The sequence below is a fragment of the Afipia sp. GAS231 genome (genome assembly GCF_900103365.1).
Lineage (GTDB): Bacteria > Pseudomonadota > Alphaproteobacteria > Rhizobiales > Xanthobacteraceae > Bradyrhizobium.
The window spans coordinates 5838047-5856590 of record NZ_LT629703.1; the positions used below are offsets into that span (position 1 = coordinate 5838047).

Genomic DNA, 18544 nt, shown 5'->3' on the forward strand with positions numbered 1-18544 from the left:
CGTCCTTCGTCTCGAATCCAAGCCAGGGTCTGGCAAGGTAGGACCGGTCATAATGCTGATGAGACCAGGCCCTTGTTCATGGCCCCTTACGACGCTGCCGGGAATGGATGCAGCGGCCCCTGTTCCTGACGTTCCTTGGGCCGCGGCAGGCTGTGTCAGCGCTAGCAGCGAAGCGGCGGCGAGCGCGGAATAAGCGATATTCGATTTCATTTGGCGTTCCCTTTGAAATCGTGTCGGTGGTTGAAGTTGGCTCGCTTTATTGAACCTCCGCTCATGGGCTTTCGTCTATGCGAAATCGGCAGGTTCACTGTCTTCCACCGAAGCAGCGATGGAATATTCAGCTCTGCCCGTGTCCGGTCGTCTGAGCCAAGCGGGTTACCCGGCACCGGCCTGTGTCGGCGCCACCCGGGGCAGGATCAACTGGATGCTTGTTCCTTTGCCCACCTCGCTATCGAGGCGGAGGCTGCCGCCCAAGCAATTCGTGACGAGAGTATGGACGATATGGAGACCTAGGCCGGTACTGCCTTGATCCCGTCGGGTCGTGAAGAATGGATCGAAGGCTTTGCGCTTGACCTCGAGGCTCATGCCACAGCCGTCGTCGGAAAAGAAGATCTCAACGTGCTGATCTCCGGCTGCCCTGATCCGGATATCGACGTTGCCGCCTTGGCCACCAGGAAATGCATGCGCGGCCGAGTTGAGGAAGAGGTTGGTCAGCACTTGCCCGTACGGTCCGGGATAACTGTTCATCGTCAAATCGGGTTCGCATTCAACGTGGAGAGCGAGATCTTGTTTTCGCAAGGCTGGCAGCAAGCTCGTGACGAGCTGCGCGGTCAGATCGCCGAGATCGAAGATACGTTGATTTGAATAGCTCTGATCGGCAGCTACTTGCTTGAACGACTGGATCAGGTTCGCGGCCCGATTGAGGTTCGCGACCAATTGCGACGACGCCTCGCGGCTGACCTCCAGGAAGTCATTCAACGTCGATCGCTTGAGATTGCCGCGCGCAAGCTGTTCCGCAACCATGGCCGTCTTGCGTTCCAGCGAAGAGGCGACCGTCAAGCTTGTGCCCACGGGGGTGTTGATCTCGTGCGCGACGCCGGCCACCAGCCGCCCCAGGGCTGCCAGTTTCTCCGCTTCGATCAGGGAATCTTGAGTCTCTCTCAGGTTTCTCAAGGCTGCTTCGGCGGCGTCCCGGGCGCTGCGGATCTCTTGCTCGCTGCGCTTGCGCTCGCTGATATCAATGTGGGTGCCGATCCAGCCATAGATAGTAGCGGCCGAATTACGAAGCGGGACCGTACGTGTGAGAAACGGACAATACAATCCATCCTTCGCGCGCAGGGATAACTCCATTTCCAATGGCGTTCCGGCCTCCAGCGCTTGCGTCCAACGCTCCCGTGCTTCGTGCAACGAGGCAGGCGCAAGGATCGCCTGCCAGTCATGCGAATGAGTTTCCCCGATAGCTATGCCCGTATATTCGTGCCAGTGGCTGTTGAACCAGAAGATCTTGCCTCCCGCATCGGCCATCCACACCAGTTGCGGAATGGAATCGGCGAGCGTATGGAACTGGCGTTCGCTGGCCTTAAGCGCCGCTTCCGCGCGTTTTCGCTGGGTGATCTCTTCCGCCGCGACATTGACGCCGACGATTTCCCCGGCCGGATTGCGTAGCGGGTGCCAGTAGGTGACCCAAGATCGCTCCTCGGTCTGATCAGCGCGCTGACCGGCGACCTCGACGCCGATTACGGGATCTCCCGTCTTCATGATTGAACCAACGATGCCTTCGACCGCCTCGGCCAAGGCAGGCACGCAATCTCGAACCGATCGTCCAAGATGATCCTCGACCGAAATGCCGCAGATCTCGGTGAGACGTTGGTTGATCTGAAGATAGCGGCAGTCGGGCGAGAGGAACGCAAGACCAATCGGCGCCGTATCATAGATCAGTTGCAGAGCTGGCGGCTGGGGAGGGGGCACGCCGAGAAGCGGTGATCGTTTCACCCTGGCTCCGTCGTGCTCCTGACCGTTTTGCAACGGGCGTCCCCTGCCTGTTTATGCCGGCCGCGAGATGGAATGATTATCCAAGCGAGCGCTCCAGACTATGCGAAAACGACCACGCCAGCAGGCCGGGGTCGTCTATCTTCAGGGCCCCTGTCGGTTTTCGCATAGTCGGAAATCTGCCAAGCGCTACAAATTGACGAAGAGAGGCGGCCACGCCGACAGGTCCAGGAGGCTAGAAAATGCCTATCTCAATCTCGATGATCATGTTGAGTTCGCAGCTGGTTATGCCGGTGGCTGACGGAGTGCCGAAGTTCGATATCGCCAGAAGTTGCAAGCTCGATGTTGCCGCAACGGCGGGGCTTTCTGTCGATCAATCGACAAAGAGTTGCATCAATGACGAACGGGGAGCGCGGCAGAAACTCGTCGCACAATGGTCGAAATTTCCCGCAGCAAGCCGGGCAAGTTGTGTCTCGCAAGAGAGCATCGGCGGGACGCCGAGTTACGTTAGCCTGCTGACATGTCTCCAGATGGGTCAGTGGGCCAGGTAAGCCATCAGTCGGCCTGGCCTGCTGACATGTCTCCAGATGGGTCAGTGGGCCAGGTAAGCCATCAGTCGGCCTGATTTCGAGCTCGCCAGCAGCCAAACGCTGTAGGGTGACCTTCTGCGTCAGGCGTAGTGATCGAATTCGCTGAGCGCAATCCTCACTTCCCGGGCAAAATCGACGAGCGATACGATGAAGGCGGCCAGCGAAACCATGAAAAGGATGGCGACGCCGCGCTCGTGTTGAATCTCAAATAAAGCGCTCGCGAACGCGACGATCACGAGAAGCGTGATCGTGATACTGATGATCACAGCCCAGAAGAGCGCCCTGTTCAGCATTACCGTGCGGCGCATCAGACGTGGAAGATCGGCTTTGAGCCTGGATTTAGCTGTGTCATCGTCGGAGATCGCGTCGAGCACGATCGTTCGATCGATAACCCTGTTCAGGCGGACGATCAGGACGGCAAGGAAGGCCGCGAGCGCACCCAGCAGGAATGCGGGCGCCGCAGCCAGCGAAATGACGTGCGATAGCTGACTGACGGAGGGCGTATCTGGATACATAAAGGATCCGGTCTCGATCTGGAATGCAAGATGGAGTCGGTCGCCATCATCGGGCCGATGACGGCGACCGGCATGAAGGCTAGTTCGCTACTGCGAACGGCGTTACGAACCGGACTCGCTGCATCTATGAGACACGCTTGACGTCGGGCGGCTGCCAGGTGCCTTCACCCACCGGCAGGATCGAAGGTGGTTTGGCCTTCGGCCAGTAGAGCCGGATCACCAGGTAGATCGGGCCGCTTGGAGCGGGCAGCCAGTTCGATTCCTTGTCAGCGCCTGGCGATTTGTTCTGGATGTAGAGCGTGAGCGACCCGTCCGCATTTGTCTTCATGGTCGGCAGCATCGGCGAGTTGATCAGATAGCGATTGATCGGGTTCTCGATCAGCAACTGCGACTTGCCGTCGTACATGGTCAGCGACCAGAAGGCATTCACCGGCGGCAGCTGCCCCGCTGGGAATGTCAGCGTGTAATTGTGTTGGCTGCCGTCTAGGGTCTGACCATCGCTGTCGGTGCGCCTGGCGGGATACATCGCCTCTGCTGCGTCGTTGCCGTATATTCCCCCCTTCGCGCCGGCAGCGCGTTTCAACCAGTCGCCGTTGAAAAAATCACTATTGCCGAAAAGCGAGCTGACTCGCCAGCCATTGATCGCCTTGCCGGCATTGGCGACGGCCTCATCGACCTTCTTCTCACCTTCCTTCATGCCCAAGCCGACTTCGAGCTTTTGCTCCAGCGGCAGGTCCTTGAAGTTGAAGGTTTTGCCGGGTCCGACGCCGATACTGGCGAGCTGCGCGCGTATCTCCTTCTCGTTCTCCTGGGCGGGAGCAAATTGCAGCGCGAAGTCGAGGTAGTCGAAAAAGTTCGTCTTCGCGAGTTCCTTGTCGATTTTCGGAAAATCGATCGTTGCTGCGGCCGTCGTCGTCGGTTGTTTCAGATAGGCCGAAAGCGTCTGCACCTTGTAGCCGGCCTGGACCTTCTTGACGTTGTCGAGATCGTCGGGGCTGAAGAGTTGGGTGCGATATATCGCCAGCGAGAACTGGGCGCTCGACCGGAACACCTTTTTAATTCCAGGCGGAGTTGCACCCTTCCAGTCCGGAGCGACTACCATGTAGTCGCCGGCTTCGCTTCCCGTGGCACGGGTCCCGATATAGCCGTAGTTGTAGGTATTGCCGTCGCACAGCATGACCGAGTAGTAGCGCTTCGGGTCCACCGGCGGGACCGAAAGCACGAGCGGCTCCGCCCGCAAGTCCATCCATACGACTGAATAAGGCGTGTCGCTGTTCGGTGTGACAACGGCCGTGTCTTTGTAGGTGAATACATTGGCCGCGTTCGCGATCTGATTGAACGGCGCCTTGAACTGCCCGGAATTGCGATCCACCGCAAACTCGTACATGACGCCGTAGCCCATCACGATGGGCAGGCCGTAGATGAAACCCGCTTCGGCAATGTCCTTTGCCTTGAGGAAGCCTGGGCGGTCGGCGCTCGTTTGCGCGAGCACCGGGACGGACTTCGCCGTCGACGCGGTGATTGCGGCCAAGGCGGCGGAACGAAGAAGATCGCGCTTTGTGAGCATTTGACCTTCCTCTTCGCGGCCTGTGAGCGCGGGTGAGCCATTTGTCCGAAAGTTGGTTTCGCAAAATTACGCACGCTGGGGGCGTGTGACTATGCAAAATCAGGCAATTCCTGGCGCGCCGACACAATCCTGAGGAACTCGCCCTGATCTCTGAATTTCTGCTTGTTTTGCCAACGGAAAGCGGCCCCGGAACGCAAATAGGCCCGCATGCGCTGTCCGATTTTGCATAGGCAAAGGACTAATTCGGTTCGTATGAATGCAGATGGGTTTGCCTGATCGGTCTTTGGTTGCGCGACTAGCAAGGCCCGCGGCGGAGGCGATCGGCCAACTTGTTTGGAGCGACGGAGCAACTTGATGTCGATAAAATTGCCGCTGTGGCTTCGCGCTACTATGCTCATCGGTGCCGCTATTCTTGCCGCGGGCGCTGGCCTCTTTGGCTACCGGTATTTTACTCACCCCGTAACGCTTACCGTAGCTGTCGGCTCGATCGACGGGGAGGCTGCCAAAGCAATGTCAGCCATTGCGAGCCGTCTCGTTTCCACCAACGCGTCGATACGGCTTAAGATTATCGATAGCGGCACGGCGCTCGGGGCCGCAGACCTGTTTTCGGCAGGTAAAGTCGATCTCGCCGTGGTTCGCGGCGACGTCGGTGACTTGTCGCAGGCGCAGGCCGTCGTCGTTGTAAGCCACGTGGTCGCTCTCATCATCGCGCCGCCGGGTTCGACCATCGACAGCGTGGGCAAGCTGAAGGGTCATACCGTGGGCGTGGTGGGTGGAGTAGCAAACTCCAAAGTTATCGATGTGCTGAGCAAGGAATATGGGCTCGATGCAGCAAAGGTGTTTAAGGAAATCGCTTTGTCGGATGCTCGGCGCGCGATTCAATCCAAGGAGGTTAGCGCCCTTCTCGTGGTGATCCCTTTGGCCGAAAAATATCTGTCACTCGTGCGTGGGGTCTTTCAGTCCGGACCCAAAACCGTACCGGTACTGATCCCAATCGATTCCGCCGGGGCAATCGCAGAGGCCGACCGAGCCTACGAAAGTTTCGACGTCCCGAAGGGCACGCTGCGGGGATCGCCGCCGGTTCCGGACGATGATCTGACAACCCTGCAGGCTTCGCTGTATCTGGTTGCGAACAAGAAGCTCGGCACCGATTTGATGACCCGTTTCACGCAGACGCTTATGAGCGTGCGCAGGGATCTTCTGGGCGAGCAGCCGATTTTCGCACAAATCACCGCCCCCAGTACCGACCAGGACGCCTATCTTCCGCTGCACCCTGGAGCGGCGGCCTTTTACAACGGCACCCAACAGAGCTTCATGGATGAATACGGCAACTGGATCTATTTGACGCCAATGGTGCTGGGAGGCGTCGCCACCGTACTTGCTGCGGCCTGGAAATTTCTGGGGATCGGGCCCGCAACCCGCGAGGGGCCTCTGGATTCCCTTTATGCCTTGGCGCGCCGAATCCGGAAGGTCGATACAGAGGCTGAGCTGTCAGATATTGAGGAAGAAATCGACAACATTCTCAAAGCAGAACGCGCCAAATCCGCCCGCGGAGATGAGAGCGCGGTTGACGACGCGACATTGAATGTCGCAGCCCACCGGCTGGAAAGCTTGATTCATGATCGACGGACTCTGCTTGCAACGAGGCCAGCAGTTGCCTCTGCGGCCTAACCAAGCGACGCAGTACCAAGTCTTCAGACAAAGCGGAATGGCGATTGACCGAATGATAGACTAGCAACCCGAAAGACTAGCAACCCAAGGAGAGTAGTCATGAAACATCTGATCATTGCTCTATTGCTGGCAGGAGGCTTCATCGCGTTGAGCAACATGGAAGCAAGCGCTGTCGTCTGTGCTCGCGGCGTGGTTCGCGCCGGCTGCGTCGCCGCCGGTGGGGCCGCCGTCGGGGCCGCCGTCGTCGCGCGGCCCGTTGTTCGTCCTGCCGGCGCTGTCGTCGCGCCGCGGGGAGTCGCCGTTCGCCGCAGGGTCTACTAATAATCCTTGCGCGCGCGGGCAACGCGAAGGCTTCTAGTGGTCTGACAATGGTGAGGAATCATGAGCGCAATCGCGTTGGCCTGTATCACGTTTGTGTGCATTTCGGGCGGCGTTTTGCTCGGCATGTTCCTTCGCAAGGCGTTACCGGAGCACCATCTGAGCACCGATGCAAAGGATGTGGTGAGGCTGGGTACGGGCCTCATCGGCACCATAGCGGCGCTTGTCCTCGGCTTGCTGATCGCCTCGGCGAAGAATTCGTACGACACGCAGAGTACTCAAATTACGCAGATGACGGCCAATGTTGTTCTGCTGGATCGTCTCCTGGCGCAGTATGGGGCGGAGGCGGGCCCAGCGCGCGATCTGTTGCGCCGCGGCATCGTTGTTTTGGCCAACCGAATGTGGCGCGAGAACGGTTCCGACCTTGGAAAGACGGCCCCGTTTGAGGCGAGCACTGCGAGTGAGGAATTCTATGCGAAACTCCAGGAGCTTTCGCCTCAAAACGACGCTCAACGCTCTCTGCAAGCCCGAGCAATACAGCTCAGCACCGACATTGCGCAAACGCGCTTGCTCTTGTTCGCGCAGAGGACCAATTCAATTCCCATGCCCTTTCTGGTGGTGCTCATCTTCTGGCTCACCATCATCTTTGTAAGCTTCAGCCTGTTTGCCGAACCCAACGCAATCGTTATCGGCTCTCTGCTGATCTTCGCACTGTCGGCTGCCGGGGCGATTTACCTGATCCTGGAACTGGGGCAGCCATTTGCGGGGCTTATGCAAATCTCCAGTGCGCCACTGCGCAACGCGCTGGCGCCGTTCGGTTCCTAAGCGATCCCCGGATGGGACGTGCCATTTGCCGTCGGCGTCAGGCTGCGCCAACATAAGCCTATCGACATGCAATCAGGCCTGCTCAAGTGTTGTGACGCCGCTCGAAGAAAAGCCGAACAAGTGTCCTGTCACCAACGATATCGCCGAGTGAACGGAACGCGAAGTAGGGAACAAGAACCAAGAACATTATAAGGATTGTTGCAACGATCTGATGTGCCGTTCCTCCCGCAATTTCGGAAAGTGAGTCAAAGACCGTTCGACCGTGGATCTTTCCTACCACAATCTCCTCGATCAACGTCAGAATGACCAGAAGCAGGACGAATACCAGCGATCTATGTAGCGTTGAAACAATGAGGGGATGAGTTTTGAAGCGCTCTCCAAGGTGGAAGACCCGTCCCACCAGCATGAATTTTGCGCAAAGAGCGGCCTTAATGATTGCCAGGCCCAGATGGGCGTAGGAGACACCTTGCGCCTGCAGAATCGCGGCCTTGAGATAGATCAACGCCGCGAAGCAAACGTAGAGATAGGCTGTAAGAATAACGAACTCCTTCAGTTCTCCGCTTGCTTTTTCACGGAACGAGATCTCGGATTGCGCACCGCTTTCCGTTGCTGTCTCCGACGACTGCGGGAATCGCGCCATCATGAGCTGCCGCCATTAGGTTCTGAGCAGCATCTCATCTGACAGTTTCCTTTTCCACCATCTCGCTATTTGATGGCCGTTCAGCGTCAAGAATTGACTACGAGAGATGTCTGCCGTTCCTCGCATTCCTTCAGCATGAACTTGGCCCCGGGATCACCGGGGAAGTCGTCAAAGATGGCGCGATAGCCGCGCTCTGCCGCTGCGAAATTGCGAGCCTCCATCTGTTGCGAGGTCGCCTTAGAGCTGCCGCCGATTCCGAACTCGGATCGATTTGATTACTTCATCACCATTCGATGTGTCGGCGTCACAGTACTGGTTGGCGCCATGGGCGAGATCGAGAACGTCAACCAGGTGTTCCATCCCGCCGGTCGGTTGGCTTGATCGAATTCGCCGTAGCCCTTCAGATTAAGGTAGCCCTGCATGTCTCCAACCGGAAACAGAAATCCGATCTGGGGCCCAACCCCGATCACGCGCGACCGGAACCCGCCGAGAACGGGATGCTGACCGAAATCGTCGGTGACTTGCTGATAGGCATATCCGACGAGACCCACGAAAAGCTGCTTCGAGAGAAACTGGGAGGCGCCCCAGTCGAGATGGAAGTCGATGCCGTTTTGGTATTGCGTGTCCTGGTTCTTGAAATTGTAGGTAAATCCCGCGACGGCCGAAAACTCGTGGCCCGTCTGCGGATTGAAGTAGGTGTACCCACCGCCGCCGTCGATCGCGCCGTGGCCGATGCCGAGGTTGGCGAGGCGCGTGGGACTGTAGGCGCCGACGGGAATGTCGCCTGTCAGATAGGTCATAAAGTTGTTGACGCCCGCGTTCCACTTCAGCGTCGCCTGCGGATACAAATCGCCGACGGAGGTGATGGAATCACCGATGCTTCCCATGCGCATTGCCGCAAACTGTCCGAACCCTGCGGTGAGCGTTCCATCGATCGAAGCCGCCGATCGGCCGAACAGGCCGGTCATGCCGATCGCCAATTGCCCGCCCAGCACCGGCGTCGCGAATGTGTAGGTCGGGTTGAGCAACAGGAGATCGGCTTGCGCATGCAGACTTGCATTCAAACTGACGTTAACTGTCGGCGCGAACCTGCCGATCGTAATCTCTCTTGCCGCGGCAACACCGCCAAATGCCGATACAGTGGTGTGATAGTAAACCTCGGCCATGGACCAGCCCGGCACTTCGGGGGTCGCCGCAAGGCTGCTAAACCGCCCTGGAAGCCAGTACGAGACGCCGCCCTCGTCGGCGTAGGCTACCTGGGACAGGGACCCGAACATCAACACGGCTACGCCGATGCTAAAGTGGGGGAGCCAACGACCAGAATTTCGTTCGGATAACCGGCGCGTCATCTGCGTGCTCCCAATGCTGGAGAACAATCTGAACATTCTATCAACCATAGATTGGATGTCTCGCCGCAAATCGCCGCCATGCAAAATCTGCGTTGCCGTGTTGCTCTAATGTCACTTTGAATTAACCGCCATCAACAAGTTTGCAAAAAACGCACGTCCTCCCAAAGGGACACGGTCTTGGACAGCAGCGTTGATCTTGAGAATGTTGCCCGGGAAGGCGCGATGCAGCGTTTGCGAGGGGCTCTCACCAAACATCTTTCGATATTCGACGGAAAAGCGACCCAGCTCGACGAAGCCAAAGCATGTCGCAATCTCCGTTACAGTTACGCGCCCGGAATCCGCGGACAGAAGGGCGCGCCTGGCCTGAGACAGCCGCAACATTCGAAGATGCCGGCACGGAGGAAGCCCGTGAATTTTGTGAAATGCCTTGCGAAGCGTCCGCTCGCTTACCGCAAGGGTCCGGCACAAGGCCGACATGTGCAGCGGCTCGTCTAGATGGGCGAGAGCCAATCTCTCTGCCTGTTCGACGAGATCGCCGCACGGGTTGCTTTCCCGAGTGAAAGGGGTTTCCGCAACGATGGCGAGCCATTGATCAATGTTCATCGAAGCACCTGCACGCGCGAGAACGATCTGGCAGGCGCAAGCTGACCACAACCTTGCGCTCAGGCGATATTGTCCCTTGGGGCAACCGGAGGTTTTTCCGCCCGCGCGGCCGCAGAGGAGGCTCGATGTCTGGTTCTATCCCGGATTCTCGGCGTCTGCCGAGGTCGACGACGCCAGCAGCCCGACGCGCTCCGCGATCGAGACCACTTGCGCAAACGACTGCACCTGCAGCTTTTCCATCACCATGTGCCGGTGGGCTTTGATGGTGCGCTCCGATGTACCGAGCAGATGGGCAATTTGCTTGTTCAATTTGCCACGGACCATGAGCGCAAAAACTTCGCTCTCGCGTGGTGTCAGCGTCGAGACAAGGGTTTTGAGGGAATTGAGTTGGTCCTGGCTCTGTTGCCGCGCAGCATGGCGAACAAGTGCACGCTGGATCGCTTCCAGCAGAGTTTGCCGGGAAACGGGTTTGGTAAGGAAGTCTTCGGCGCCGGCCTTAATTGCGCGTACGCTGGTCGGGATATCGCCATGACCTGTCATGAAGATGATCGGCCAGCCGTGCGACAGCTTCGCGAGTTCTTCCTGGAGCTGCAAACCGCCCACGGCCGGCATCTCAACGTCGAGCAGGATACAACCTGGACTAGCATTCCCGATGTTGCGCAAGAAACCGGCGGCCGACTCGTAGGCTGCAACCTCATAGCCGGAGGCGTTCAGAACGCGCGAAATCGCAGTCCGAAATGAAGCGTCGTCGTCTACGACATGAATCATAGGGGCGCCGTTCATGCTCACGTTCGCTGGGGAAGCCGGCCGGATACGGCCAAGGCTTTCCGAAGCGCGATGTTACAACGCTGGCGATTGAGAGTACCGCGCGTGTGTGACAATGGTCAAACGCGGGTCGTTCCGCCTGACATGGCATCCAATATCCCAAAAGAAGCGCGGCGATCTTGTGTCGCCGCAGCGCAATAACTCAGCGCAGTCAAAGGTAGGCGGTATACGAGCTGACCCAGACAAGGATGGAGGCCAGGAGCCCGATAACGCCGGCATTTTCGGCGAATGCGGTGGCACTTCCGGACATCCCTAGCCGCAGTCCGTCGCGGCTCATTTCGTCCGGAATGGAAATCTCCGCGGGAAAGACGGATGTCCCACCCAGCGCATTGGTGCGCGCCAGCGTTCCGGACACCGCAACTTGCCCCTGGCCGACGCCCTTGGGGATTGCCGTGATCGTGGCGTGATAGATGCGCCCCGGCGCGTTGTCGAAAACGATATCGACGGGGGTACCGGTCTTGATGGTCTGGAAGCCGTTCTGTGAAAACATTCCGACAATTGTAATCTCGTTCTCGACGATAAACGACATCGTCGAGCGGGCCTGCAAGGCTCGATCGCCGACAGTCAACGCGACGGCCGTCACATAGCCGTCGGCAGGCGCGCGAACCGTGGTCTGCGACAACTCCCAGCTCGCATCCTCAAGCTGCGCCTGGATCTGGGCAACCGTGGTGTTGACGCCGCCGATCTCGGAATCCATGGCGAGCTTGGCGCTTTGCTGCGCCGCCTTGGCCACGTTGAGTTGCGCTAGTGTCGTCTCGTATTGATTCTGACGGTCCTGAGCCTGGAATTCCGTATTGGCCCCTTCCGCTGCAAGCTTCTGAATGTCCGCGTTGCGTTTTGTTTGGAACGCGACCTGCGCGGTCAGACCGACGACATTCGCGGTGGCCTGCTCGTAATTCGATTTCAAGATCTCGGCTTGTTGCTTTGCCCCGGCCAGCGACGCCTTGAGCTGCGCGACCTTGTATTGAAAAGGCGCCGGATCGATCTGAAACAGCATGTCGTCTTTCTTCACAGGCACGTTCGGCTTCACCGGAATGGCAACGATTTGACCGGTCACATTCGGCGTGACTTCCACCACACGGCCCGCCACGGTCACCCTGCCTGAAGGCGTCAGGTAATTAAACAGCGCGAGAAATATCGCGAGAATGAACGCGCCGGCAAGCACGGCGACAGTTCCGGACGCCCAGCCCCAGCGCACCAGCTTGAACTTGGAGAATACGGCCCACAGCCCGACAAGGTAGAGGCACAGGATGATAAGCACGGCAGAGCCCCATCATTTGCTGACGCAGACGCTCATTAGCGAGAGGTTTGTTGGCGAGCGCTATGCAAAATCGGCGCGAAAACCTCTTTTCCCTGAACGCTCCTTTTATATTTCGATGCCTGCCCGATTTTGCATAGTCGCCGCTGCGAGGCTTTTTCATAAGTTCGATGAGCGTGACCTTCCGCGAAGGCTATTTCGAGAAATCTTCACCCGTCCAACAGGAGAGGCTCACATGAAGCGCACAAAATTGGTTCAGATCGCCGGGCTGCTCGCGGTGGTGGCGATGCTAGGTAGTGTGGGAACGGCCACTGCTCAAACGACGGGTTCGGCGCCTTCTTCCATGCCGCCGCCTTCTTCCATGAAGACGATCGGCACTCCTGTAGCCGCTGCCAAGCCTGACATCGTACCCTCGCTGTTCGTGCTCAATTCGCGCGGCGCGACGCTGCAGGGCGATACGTTGGCCCTCACAGGGATAACGCCGAACTCCATCATATTTGCCGATCGTCCCGTCAGGTCCGCAGGCCACCAGCCCACTGCAGACGTGATCGCGGAATGGGGATCGGGCGAGGACAGCTTTACCAAGAATCCGCCCAACGCCACCGTTTCCGTCCTGAACAAGGATGGTTCGGTGAAAGACGCCGTGGTGGTGCTGAAGAATCCGAAGCTCGAGGGCGACAAGCTGACGTTCACTGTCCAGACCCTGGAAGGCGATCTCACCGGCGCCGACGGTGCGGCGGCGGTCTTCATCGACATTATCGGGCGGCCGTTTACGCCGATGTCGTTTGCCGGCGTTGCACGCCGCTCGGCGTTTCGCGGTGCCATGTATGCCGGTGCCGCCGGAGCGGTTGCGTATGGGGCATACGCTGCGCCCTATGTCCGCCCGGCGTGCGGCTATTACCCCTATCCGCCTTGCTACTGAGGTGAATGCGACGGGGAGGCGTGTGCTTCTCCCGTTCACATAGCTGAAGAGGAGTATCCGACATGTTTCGAGGAATTCTGACACTGACCTTGTCCCTCTGTCTTGGCGCGGCTGCCGCGCCGGTCCGAGCGGCGCCGATCACCGAGCAGGAGGCGCATGCCATAGCGGTGGACGCCTATGTCTACTTCTACTCGCTCTTATCGATGGACGTCACGCGCCAGCAGTTCACGAACATCGAACCCGGCAAGGAGCTCGGAAAAGGGCCGATGAACATGTTCATCAGCGTTCCCGAATACCCGCCGGCGGATTTCAAAGGTGTGGTCCGCTCCAATTTTGATACGCTCTATTCGATTGCGTGGCTCGACTTGAGGAAAGAGCCAATGGTGGTCTCGGCGCCGGACACCGGCGGTCGCTACTACCTCCTGCCGATGCTCGACATGTGGACCGATGTGTTCGCCTCGCCGGGTTGGCGCACAACCGGGACAACCGCCGCAACCTACATCGTGACCCCTCCGGGCTGGAGGCCCGACTTGCGCGACAAATTCATCGACGAGTTCAAGCTTCCGAAGGACACCCAGCGCATCGAGGCGCCGACGCCTTATGTCTGGATCATCGGCCGCACCAAGACCGACGGTCCGGCGGACTACGATGCGGTTCACAAGATCCAGGCCGGTTATAAAGCCACACTGCTTTCGGAATTTGGCAAACCGCCAAAGCCGGTCGAGGTCAAAATCGACCCAAGCGTCGACATGAAGACGCCGCCAAAGATTCAGGTCGATACGATGTCGGCCGGCGTGTATTTCGCCTATGCGGCTGAGTTGCTCAAGCTTCACCCGCCACATATCACCGACGAGCCGATTATCGCGCAGATGAAGAGAATCGGAATCGAGCCTGGCAAGAGCTTCGATATCGGCAGGCTCGATCCAGTCCTGCAAAGAGCGCTGGAGACCGCGCCGCAGGACGGCCAGAAGCTGATGGCCTGGAAGGTGCCGACGCTGGCGCGGGTTGCGAATGGCTGGTCGATGAACACCGATACAATGGGTGTCTACGGCAACTACTACCTGAAGCGGGCCATGGTTTCGCAGGTAGGGCTCGGAGCGAACCTGCCCGAGGATGCTATTTATCCCCTTAATATCGGTGACGAATCCGGCAAACCGCTGGATGGCGCAAACAAGTACACGATCACATTTGCGAATGGCGCCGCCCCGCCGGTCAATGCCTTCTGGTCGATCACCCTTTACGATCAGGAAGGGTTCCAGGTAGGCAACGTCCTGAACCGCTTCGCGGTCTCCAGTTGGATGCCGTTCAAATACAACGCGGATGGTTCGCTCGACCTCTATTTTCAGAACGCGAGCCCCGGCAAGGACCTCGAAGCCAACTGGCTCCCGGCGCCGAAGGGCGCCTTCAACCTAACCATGCGCCTCTACAGCCCCAAGTCTGAGGCGCTAACCGGAAAATGGAACCCGCCGCCGGTCGTAAAGGCACAGACAACGGTAGGCCTGTCGGCTCAGTAATTGGCTGAGAATGCCGGCGCTATCTACGCCGGCATTCTCACCTTCTAGCCAAGTCAGGAATTGATGAAGGCAACACGGAGTGGACCCTTGGCGAAGCCGTTCTAGCGGAGTGTGCTCAAAAATCAAAAATGATTGTTTGCCATTGCTCAGAACTATCGTCAGCCGGTCCATGTGGATGGGCAATCGCATGCGCACCATAGCTGTCATTGACGACAATCCGAGCATGCTAAAGGGCCTCGACCGCCTGCTGTCAGCACACGGTTTCCGCGTTCAAACGTTCACTTCGGCAGAATTATTTCTCGAAAATCTCGCAGCGTGCGAGGTGGATTGCCTTCTTCTGGATATTCACCTCGGCGGGATTTCAGGCATTGATCTGCAACGGCGGCTGACGTCATCGGGTACCGATCTGCCTGTTATCTTCATGACGGCAATCGACAATGAAGCCACCCGTCAGGAGGCATTTGATGCCGGTTGCGTTGCGTATCTTCGGAAGCCGTTTTTGGCAAATCTGCTCATCGACGCCATCAATAAGGTCCCGTGAGAGCCTTGTGACCAGGAGCCGCTGGGGTTCGCGGTGAAGCGACTGGGCCATTTCCGTTGTTTCATCACGGTACACCTGCTGTGCGAGCGCATTGACCGAATTGCCATATTATACCTCCCACAATGCCAGCGGTCAGGCTACAATGGATGCAACCGGCGCGCACTGATCCAATCCCGCGAACACTCACACGGGGTTCGCTAAGACATGAGATTTCGGCTCCTTCTCAGTACGGTTGTGTTGCTTCTTGCCACGGCTGGTGCGGCCCTCTCCGAGCCGAAACGGGTGCTGGTTCTGCATCCCTTCGGACGCGATTTTGTGCCGTGGAGCCAATACGGAAAGACCGTTCGCGAGGAATTGCTCCGCCAATCGCCGGAAGGTATCGACCTCTACGAGACTTCACTCGTCTCCGCGCGTTCCAGCGACGGGGAAGAGGGGCCATTTGCCGATTATGTGCAGGCTCTTTTTGCCAAGCGCAAGCCGGATCTGGTCGTGGCCATCAGTAGCCCGGCAATCAGTTTTATCCAGAAGCACCGGGAGCAGCTTTTTTCATCCGTCCCTGCGGTGTTCATGGGGGTGGACCAGCGCAGAATTTCGCGGATCGATCTTACGACGCATGACGCATTGATCGCGAGCGACGTTGATTTCAACTTGATCATCGAGAACATTCTGAAGCTGCTTCCCAATGTCACGAATATTGCGATGGTTCTGGGTAGTTCACCCAATGAACGATATTGGTCGGAGCAAATGCACGCGGAGTTGAAAACGTTCGAAAATCGAGTCACGTTTACCTGGTTCAACGAATTGTCGTTCGAAGAGGTGCTCAGGCGGGCCACCATGCTCCCGCCCAACACCGCTATCTTCTTCGTACTGCTGTCTGTTGATGCAGCCGGCGTCCCGCATGAAGAAGGAAAGGCGATGGCCCGTCTTCGCGCGGTTACCAACGCACCGATCTTTGGTTATTCCGATGTTTTTCTGGGACAAGGGATTGTCGGGGGGCCATTGATTTCGGTTTCGTCTGTCGGCCAGCAGGCTGCCGATGCCGCCGTGCGCATATTGGGCGGGGAATCGCCGGCAAGCATTCACACGCCTCCAATCAGGCCCGGAACGCCAAAGTACGACTGGAGGGAGTTGCAACGCTGGGGCGTCAGTGAAAGTCGGCTACCAGCCGGGAGCGAGATTTACTTCCGCTCCCCCAGCCCATGGGAACAGTATCGCCTGCAGATCAGTGCCGGGATCGCCGCCCTGCTGCTCCAGGCTGCCATCATTTCCTGGTTGCTGGTCGAGCATCGGCGGCGGCATTTCGCCGAGGCTGAAGCAAGTAGTCGCCGCCGGGAAGTTGTCCGTTTGAACCGGGTGACGACGGCAAATGTGCTGTCGTCGTCCATCGCGCATGAACTCAACCAGCCGTTGGGAGCCATCCTGAGCAACACCGAAGCCGCGCAAGTGCTGCTAAAGGCTGACCCACCGGACCTTGGGCAAATTGGCGAAATCCTTTCCGATATTGTCAGGGACGAGCAGCGCGCGAGCGAGATCATCCGCGGCTTGCGGAACATGTTGAACAATCGAACCGAGGCCGATCTGCGGCTGGTTGATCTGAATGACGCGGTGCGGGCCCTGGCCAAGCTTGTTGCTCTTGAGATGGAACGGCGCGGAGTTGTGTTGCGCACCTTGCTTTCCGCCGAAACCTTGACGGTGCGATGCGATCCGATCCATTTGCAGCAGGTGCTCATGAACCTCGTCATGAACGGCATGGACGCCATGGACGGTGAGCCGATACCTCACAATCTGACGATCAGGACTCGCCGGAATGCGGAGTACGACGTTGTCGAAGTGCGCATCTCAGACTCCGGCAAGGGCATTGCCAAGGGCGCTCTGACGAGCATATTCGATGCGTTTGTTACGACGAAACCGCAGGGCACCGGCCTGGGACTTCCCATCGCGCGCACGATTGTTGAAAGCTATGGCGGTGACATCTGGGCCGAGAATCGCCAACGTGGCGCGGTGTTTTCGTTCAGGCTTCCATTGGCCAAGACGCAAGCAAAGTAAGATGCGGCAAGCAACCTAGGGCGGGCCGCCAGAATGCGTCGCGAGCACCGGTGCCGGGAACAGGTTTCGATCTGGTGCGGCGATCGCCTCTCTATGTTCCGCCAGATCGACAGCGACAATGCGCGGCGGCTAACGACGCGACCTATTTGCGGCGCCGAAGTACGGGTGGCGGCTGCGGTGGGCCCAAATCGCGCGCCCAGATCGTTCCGTTGTCGAACTGGACGGTCATGCCATCAGGCGAATAGACGGCGCCCTCGTTCCAGGCGTCGATCCAGATCCGCGTCGCCGGCGCAAACCAGTCAGGCCATGCGCGGGCTGGCTGGCCGGCTTCGTTGAGAAGATTGAGGTCGGGTCCGTTCTGGGTAATGAAAGTGGGACTGCCGACGGGACCCGCCCGACATGCTTCGACGCATCTATACGCGCCGGTCAGATTGATCGATTGTGCCGATGCTTCGGTTGCGACAAGCACGGCGAGGACAACAACGGCGGATGATATCATTCGCATGAAAAGTTACTCCAGCTCGTTTAGTGCGACCCAAATCGCGCAGATGACACGACCGCATAGAATAGTTTTTCAGTCCATCCGACTATGCAAAATCCTACACCCCTACGTTCACCGACTAATCTGGTCGCGCTCCGCAGAATGATGGCGCTGTCTTATGCGCAAAGACTGCAACGGCCTCCGACAGGGGAGTTGGTAATTGAAAATTCAGCAAATCAGATTGGCTTTTTGCCCAAGAGCCTGACCCGTCGCACGACGGCAAACCCAGCGTTTCGCACAGATAGGCGACTGAGCCGTGTCCGACGTCTTGAAGCTCAGCAAAATGAACGGCATGGACGCCATGGACGGCGAGCCGAGACCGCATAATCTGACGATCAGGACCCGCCGGAATGCGGAGTACGACGTTGTCGAAGTGCGCATCTCAGACTCCGGCAAGGGCATTGCCAAGGGCGCTCTGACGAGCATATTCGATGCGTTTGTTACGACGAAACCGCAGGGCACCGGCCTGGGACTTCCCATCGCGCGCACGATACTCGAAAGCTACGGCGGTGACATCTGGGCCGAGAATCGCCAGCGCGGTGCGGTGTTTTCGTTCACGCTTCCACTAACTAGAATGCAAGCCGAGTAGGCAGCAGGCGAATATCGTCCGTTCAAAGAATATACATTCGCTTGGCTGCGGAAAGTGCGCGATTGCAGCCGGCGCGATCACCCCTCGCATCCAGCCGTTTGGCGCGGGCCATTGTCGCTGAGAATTTTGCCTGCAGGCGCTCCTGGGCTCGTTTCAAAGATTCCGGTGTTGGCTGCCGATCGAGTTGAGCGCCAACCGACTGTGGGGCCGTCAATCCCGCGTTTGGATTTCCCGCGGACCG

18 protein-coding genes and 1 pseudogene are annotated in these 18544 nt (G+C 58.3%); 9 read left to right on the plus strand and 10 right to left on the minus strand.

Annotated features, from left to right (window positions below; all coding sequences use genetic code 11):
• Positions 1 to 375: 375 nt before the first annotated feature.
• Together BLS26_RS27690 and BLS26_RS37325 are read right to left on the minus strand one after the other, a co-directional pair.
• Positions 376 to 1524 carry a sensor histidine kinase gene (locus BLS26_RS27690; RefSeq protein WP_371361040.1) on the minus strand — a complete coding sequence of 383 codons (1149 nt, stop codon included), beginning with the start codon at positions 1522 to 1524 and terminating at the stop codon, positions 376 to 378.
• 117 nt (positions 1525 to 1641) lie between these two features.
• Positions 1642 to 1992 (minus strand): annotated as a pseudogene (locus BLS26_RS37325) (PAS domain-containing protein); the annotation flags it as partial.
• Positions 1993 to 2231: 239 nt separating this feature from the next.
• On the opposite strand from BLS26_RS37325, the gene BLS26_RS27695 reads away from it, so the two are divergent.
• The gene (locus BLS26_RS27695; RefSeq protein ID WP_157676602.1) at positions 2232 to 2540 is read left to right on the plus strand and encodes a hypothetical protein; all 309 of its coding nucleotides are present in this window, start codon (positions 2232 to 2234) and stop codon (positions 2538 to 2540) included.
• Between the two features lie 119 nt (positions 2541 to 2659).
• On the opposite strand, the gene BLS26_RS27700 is transcribed toward BLS26_RS27695, so the two are convergent.
• On the minus strand, positions 2660 to 3094 hold the full coding sequence (locus tag BLS26_RS27700; RefSeq protein ID WP_092515703.1) for a DUF2721 domain-containing protein: 435 nt from the start codon (positions 3092 to 3094) through the stop codon (positions 2660 to 2662).
• A gap of 124 nt (positions 3095 to 3218) precedes the next feature.
• Positions 3219 to 4661: a DUF1254 domain-containing protein gene (locus BLS26_RS27705; protein WP_092515704.1), complete on the minus strand. Its 1443-nt coding sequence runs from the start codon at positions 4659 to 4661 to the stop codon at positions 3219 to 3221.
• A gap of 351 nt (positions 4662 to 5012) precedes the next feature.
• Between BLS26_RS27705 and BLS26_RS27710 the strand changes: the two genes are divergently transcribed.
• From BLS26_RS27710 to BLS26_RS27720, 3 genes are all read left to right on the plus strand, one after another.
• Positions 5013 to 6332 carry a TAXI family TRAP transporter solute-binding subunit gene (locus tag BLS26_RS27710; RefSeq protein ID WP_092515705.1) on the plus strand — a complete coding sequence of 440 codons (1320 nt, stop codon included), beginning with the start codon at positions 5013 to 5015 and terminating at the stop codon, positions 6330 to 6332.
• 99 nt (positions 6333 to 6431) lie between these two features.
• Positions 6432 to 6653 carry a hypothetical protein gene (locus tag BLS26_RS27715; RefSeq protein ID WP_092515706.1) on the plus strand — a complete coding sequence of 74 codons (222 nt, stop codon included), beginning with the start codon at positions 6432 to 6434 and terminating at the stop codon, positions 6651 to 6653.
• Between the two features lie 60 nt (positions 6654 to 6713).
• On the plus strand, positions 6714 to 7475 hold the full coding sequence (locus BLS26_RS27720; protein ID WP_092515707.1) for a DUF4239 domain-containing protein: 762 nt from the start codon (positions 6714 to 6716) through the stop codon (positions 7473 to 7475).
• Positions 7476 to 7557: 82 nt separating this feature from the next.
• Here the strand turns inward: BLS26_RS27720 and BLS26_RS27725 are convergent, their stop codons facing one another.
• From BLS26_RS27725 to BLS26_RS27745, 5 genes are all read right to left on the minus strand, one after another.
• Positions 7558 to 8118 (minus strand): hypothetical protein, encoded by a 561-nt coding sequence (locus BLS26_RS27725; protein ID WP_092515708.1) that lies wholly within the window; start codon positions 8116 to 8118, stop codon positions 7558 to 7560.
• 272 nt (positions 8119 to 8390) lie between these two features.
• Positions 8391 to 9464, minus strand: a complete 1074-nt coding sequence (locus BLS26_RS27730; protein ID WP_092518678.1) for a transporter — start codon at positions 9462 to 9464, stop codon at positions 8391 to 8393.
• A 111-nt stretch (positions 9465 to 9575) separates the two neighbouring features.
• Complete coding sequence (locus BLS26_RS37115; RefSeq protein ID WP_092515709.1) at positions 9576 to 10067, minus strand: helix-turn-helix domain-containing protein; 492 nt, start codon at positions 10065 to 10067, stop codon at positions 9576 to 9578.
• 135 nt (positions 10068 to 10202) lie between these two features.
• Entirely contained in the window at positions 10203 to 10850 is a 648-nt protein-coding gene (locus BLS26_RS27740; protein ID WP_092515710.1) for a response regulator transcription factor, read from the minus strand.
• Positions 10851 to 11043: 193 nt separating this feature from the next.
• Positions 11044 to 12153 (minus strand): HlyD family secretion protein, encoded by a 1110-nt coding sequence (locus BLS26_RS27745; protein ID WP_092515711.1) that lies wholly within the window; start codon positions 12151 to 12153, stop codon positions 11044 to 11046.
• Positions 12154 to 12385: 232 nt separating this feature from the next.
• Between BLS26_RS27745 and BLS26_RS27750 the strand changes: the two genes are divergently transcribed.
• From BLS26_RS27750 to BLS26_RS27765, 4 genes are all read left to right on the plus strand, one after another.
• Entirely contained in the window at positions 12386 to 13072 is a 687-nt protein-coding gene (locus BLS26_RS27750) for a hypothetical protein (protein WP_092515712.1), read from the plus strand.
• 62 nt (positions 13073 to 13134) lie between these two features.
• Positions 13135 to 14586 carry a DUF1254 domain-containing protein gene (locus BLS26_RS27755; RefSeq protein ID WP_092515713.1) on the plus strand — a complete coding sequence of 484 codons (1452 nt, stop codon included), beginning with the start codon at positions 13135 to 13137 and terminating at the stop codon, positions 14584 to 14586.
• A gap of 187 nt (positions 14587 to 14773) precedes the next feature.
• Positions 14774 to 15127, plus strand: coding sequence for a response regulator transcription factor (locus tag BLS26_RS27760; RefSeq protein ID WP_244541705.1), 354 nt, complete (start codon positions 14774 to 14776; stop codon positions 15125 to 15127).
• A 204-nt stretch (positions 15128 to 15331) separates the two neighbouring features.
• On the plus strand, positions 15332 to 17173 hold the full coding sequence (locus tag BLS26_RS27765; RefSeq protein WP_092515715.1) for an ABC transporter substrate binding protein: 1842 nt from the start codon (positions 15332 to 15334) through the stop codon (positions 17171 to 17173).
• Between the two features lie 142 nt (positions 17174 to 17315).
• Here the strand turns inward: BLS26_RS27765 and BLS26_RS27770 are convergent, their stop codons facing one another.
• Positions 17316 to 17678, minus strand: coding sequence for a hypothetical protein (locus tag BLS26_RS27770; protein WP_092515716.1), 363 nt, complete (start codon positions 17676 to 17678; stop codon positions 17316 to 17318).
• 292 nt (positions 17679 to 17970) lie between these two features.
• Here BLS26_RS27770 and BLS26_RS27775 point away from each other — a divergent pair, with 292 nt between their 5' ends.
• The gene (locus BLS26_RS27775; protein WP_244541706.1) at positions 17971 to 18303 is read left to right on the plus strand and encodes a sensor histidine kinase; all 333 of its coding nucleotides are present in this window, start codon (positions 17971 to 17973) and stop codon (positions 18301 to 18303) included.
• Positions 18304 to 18544 lie beyond the last annotated feature (241 nt).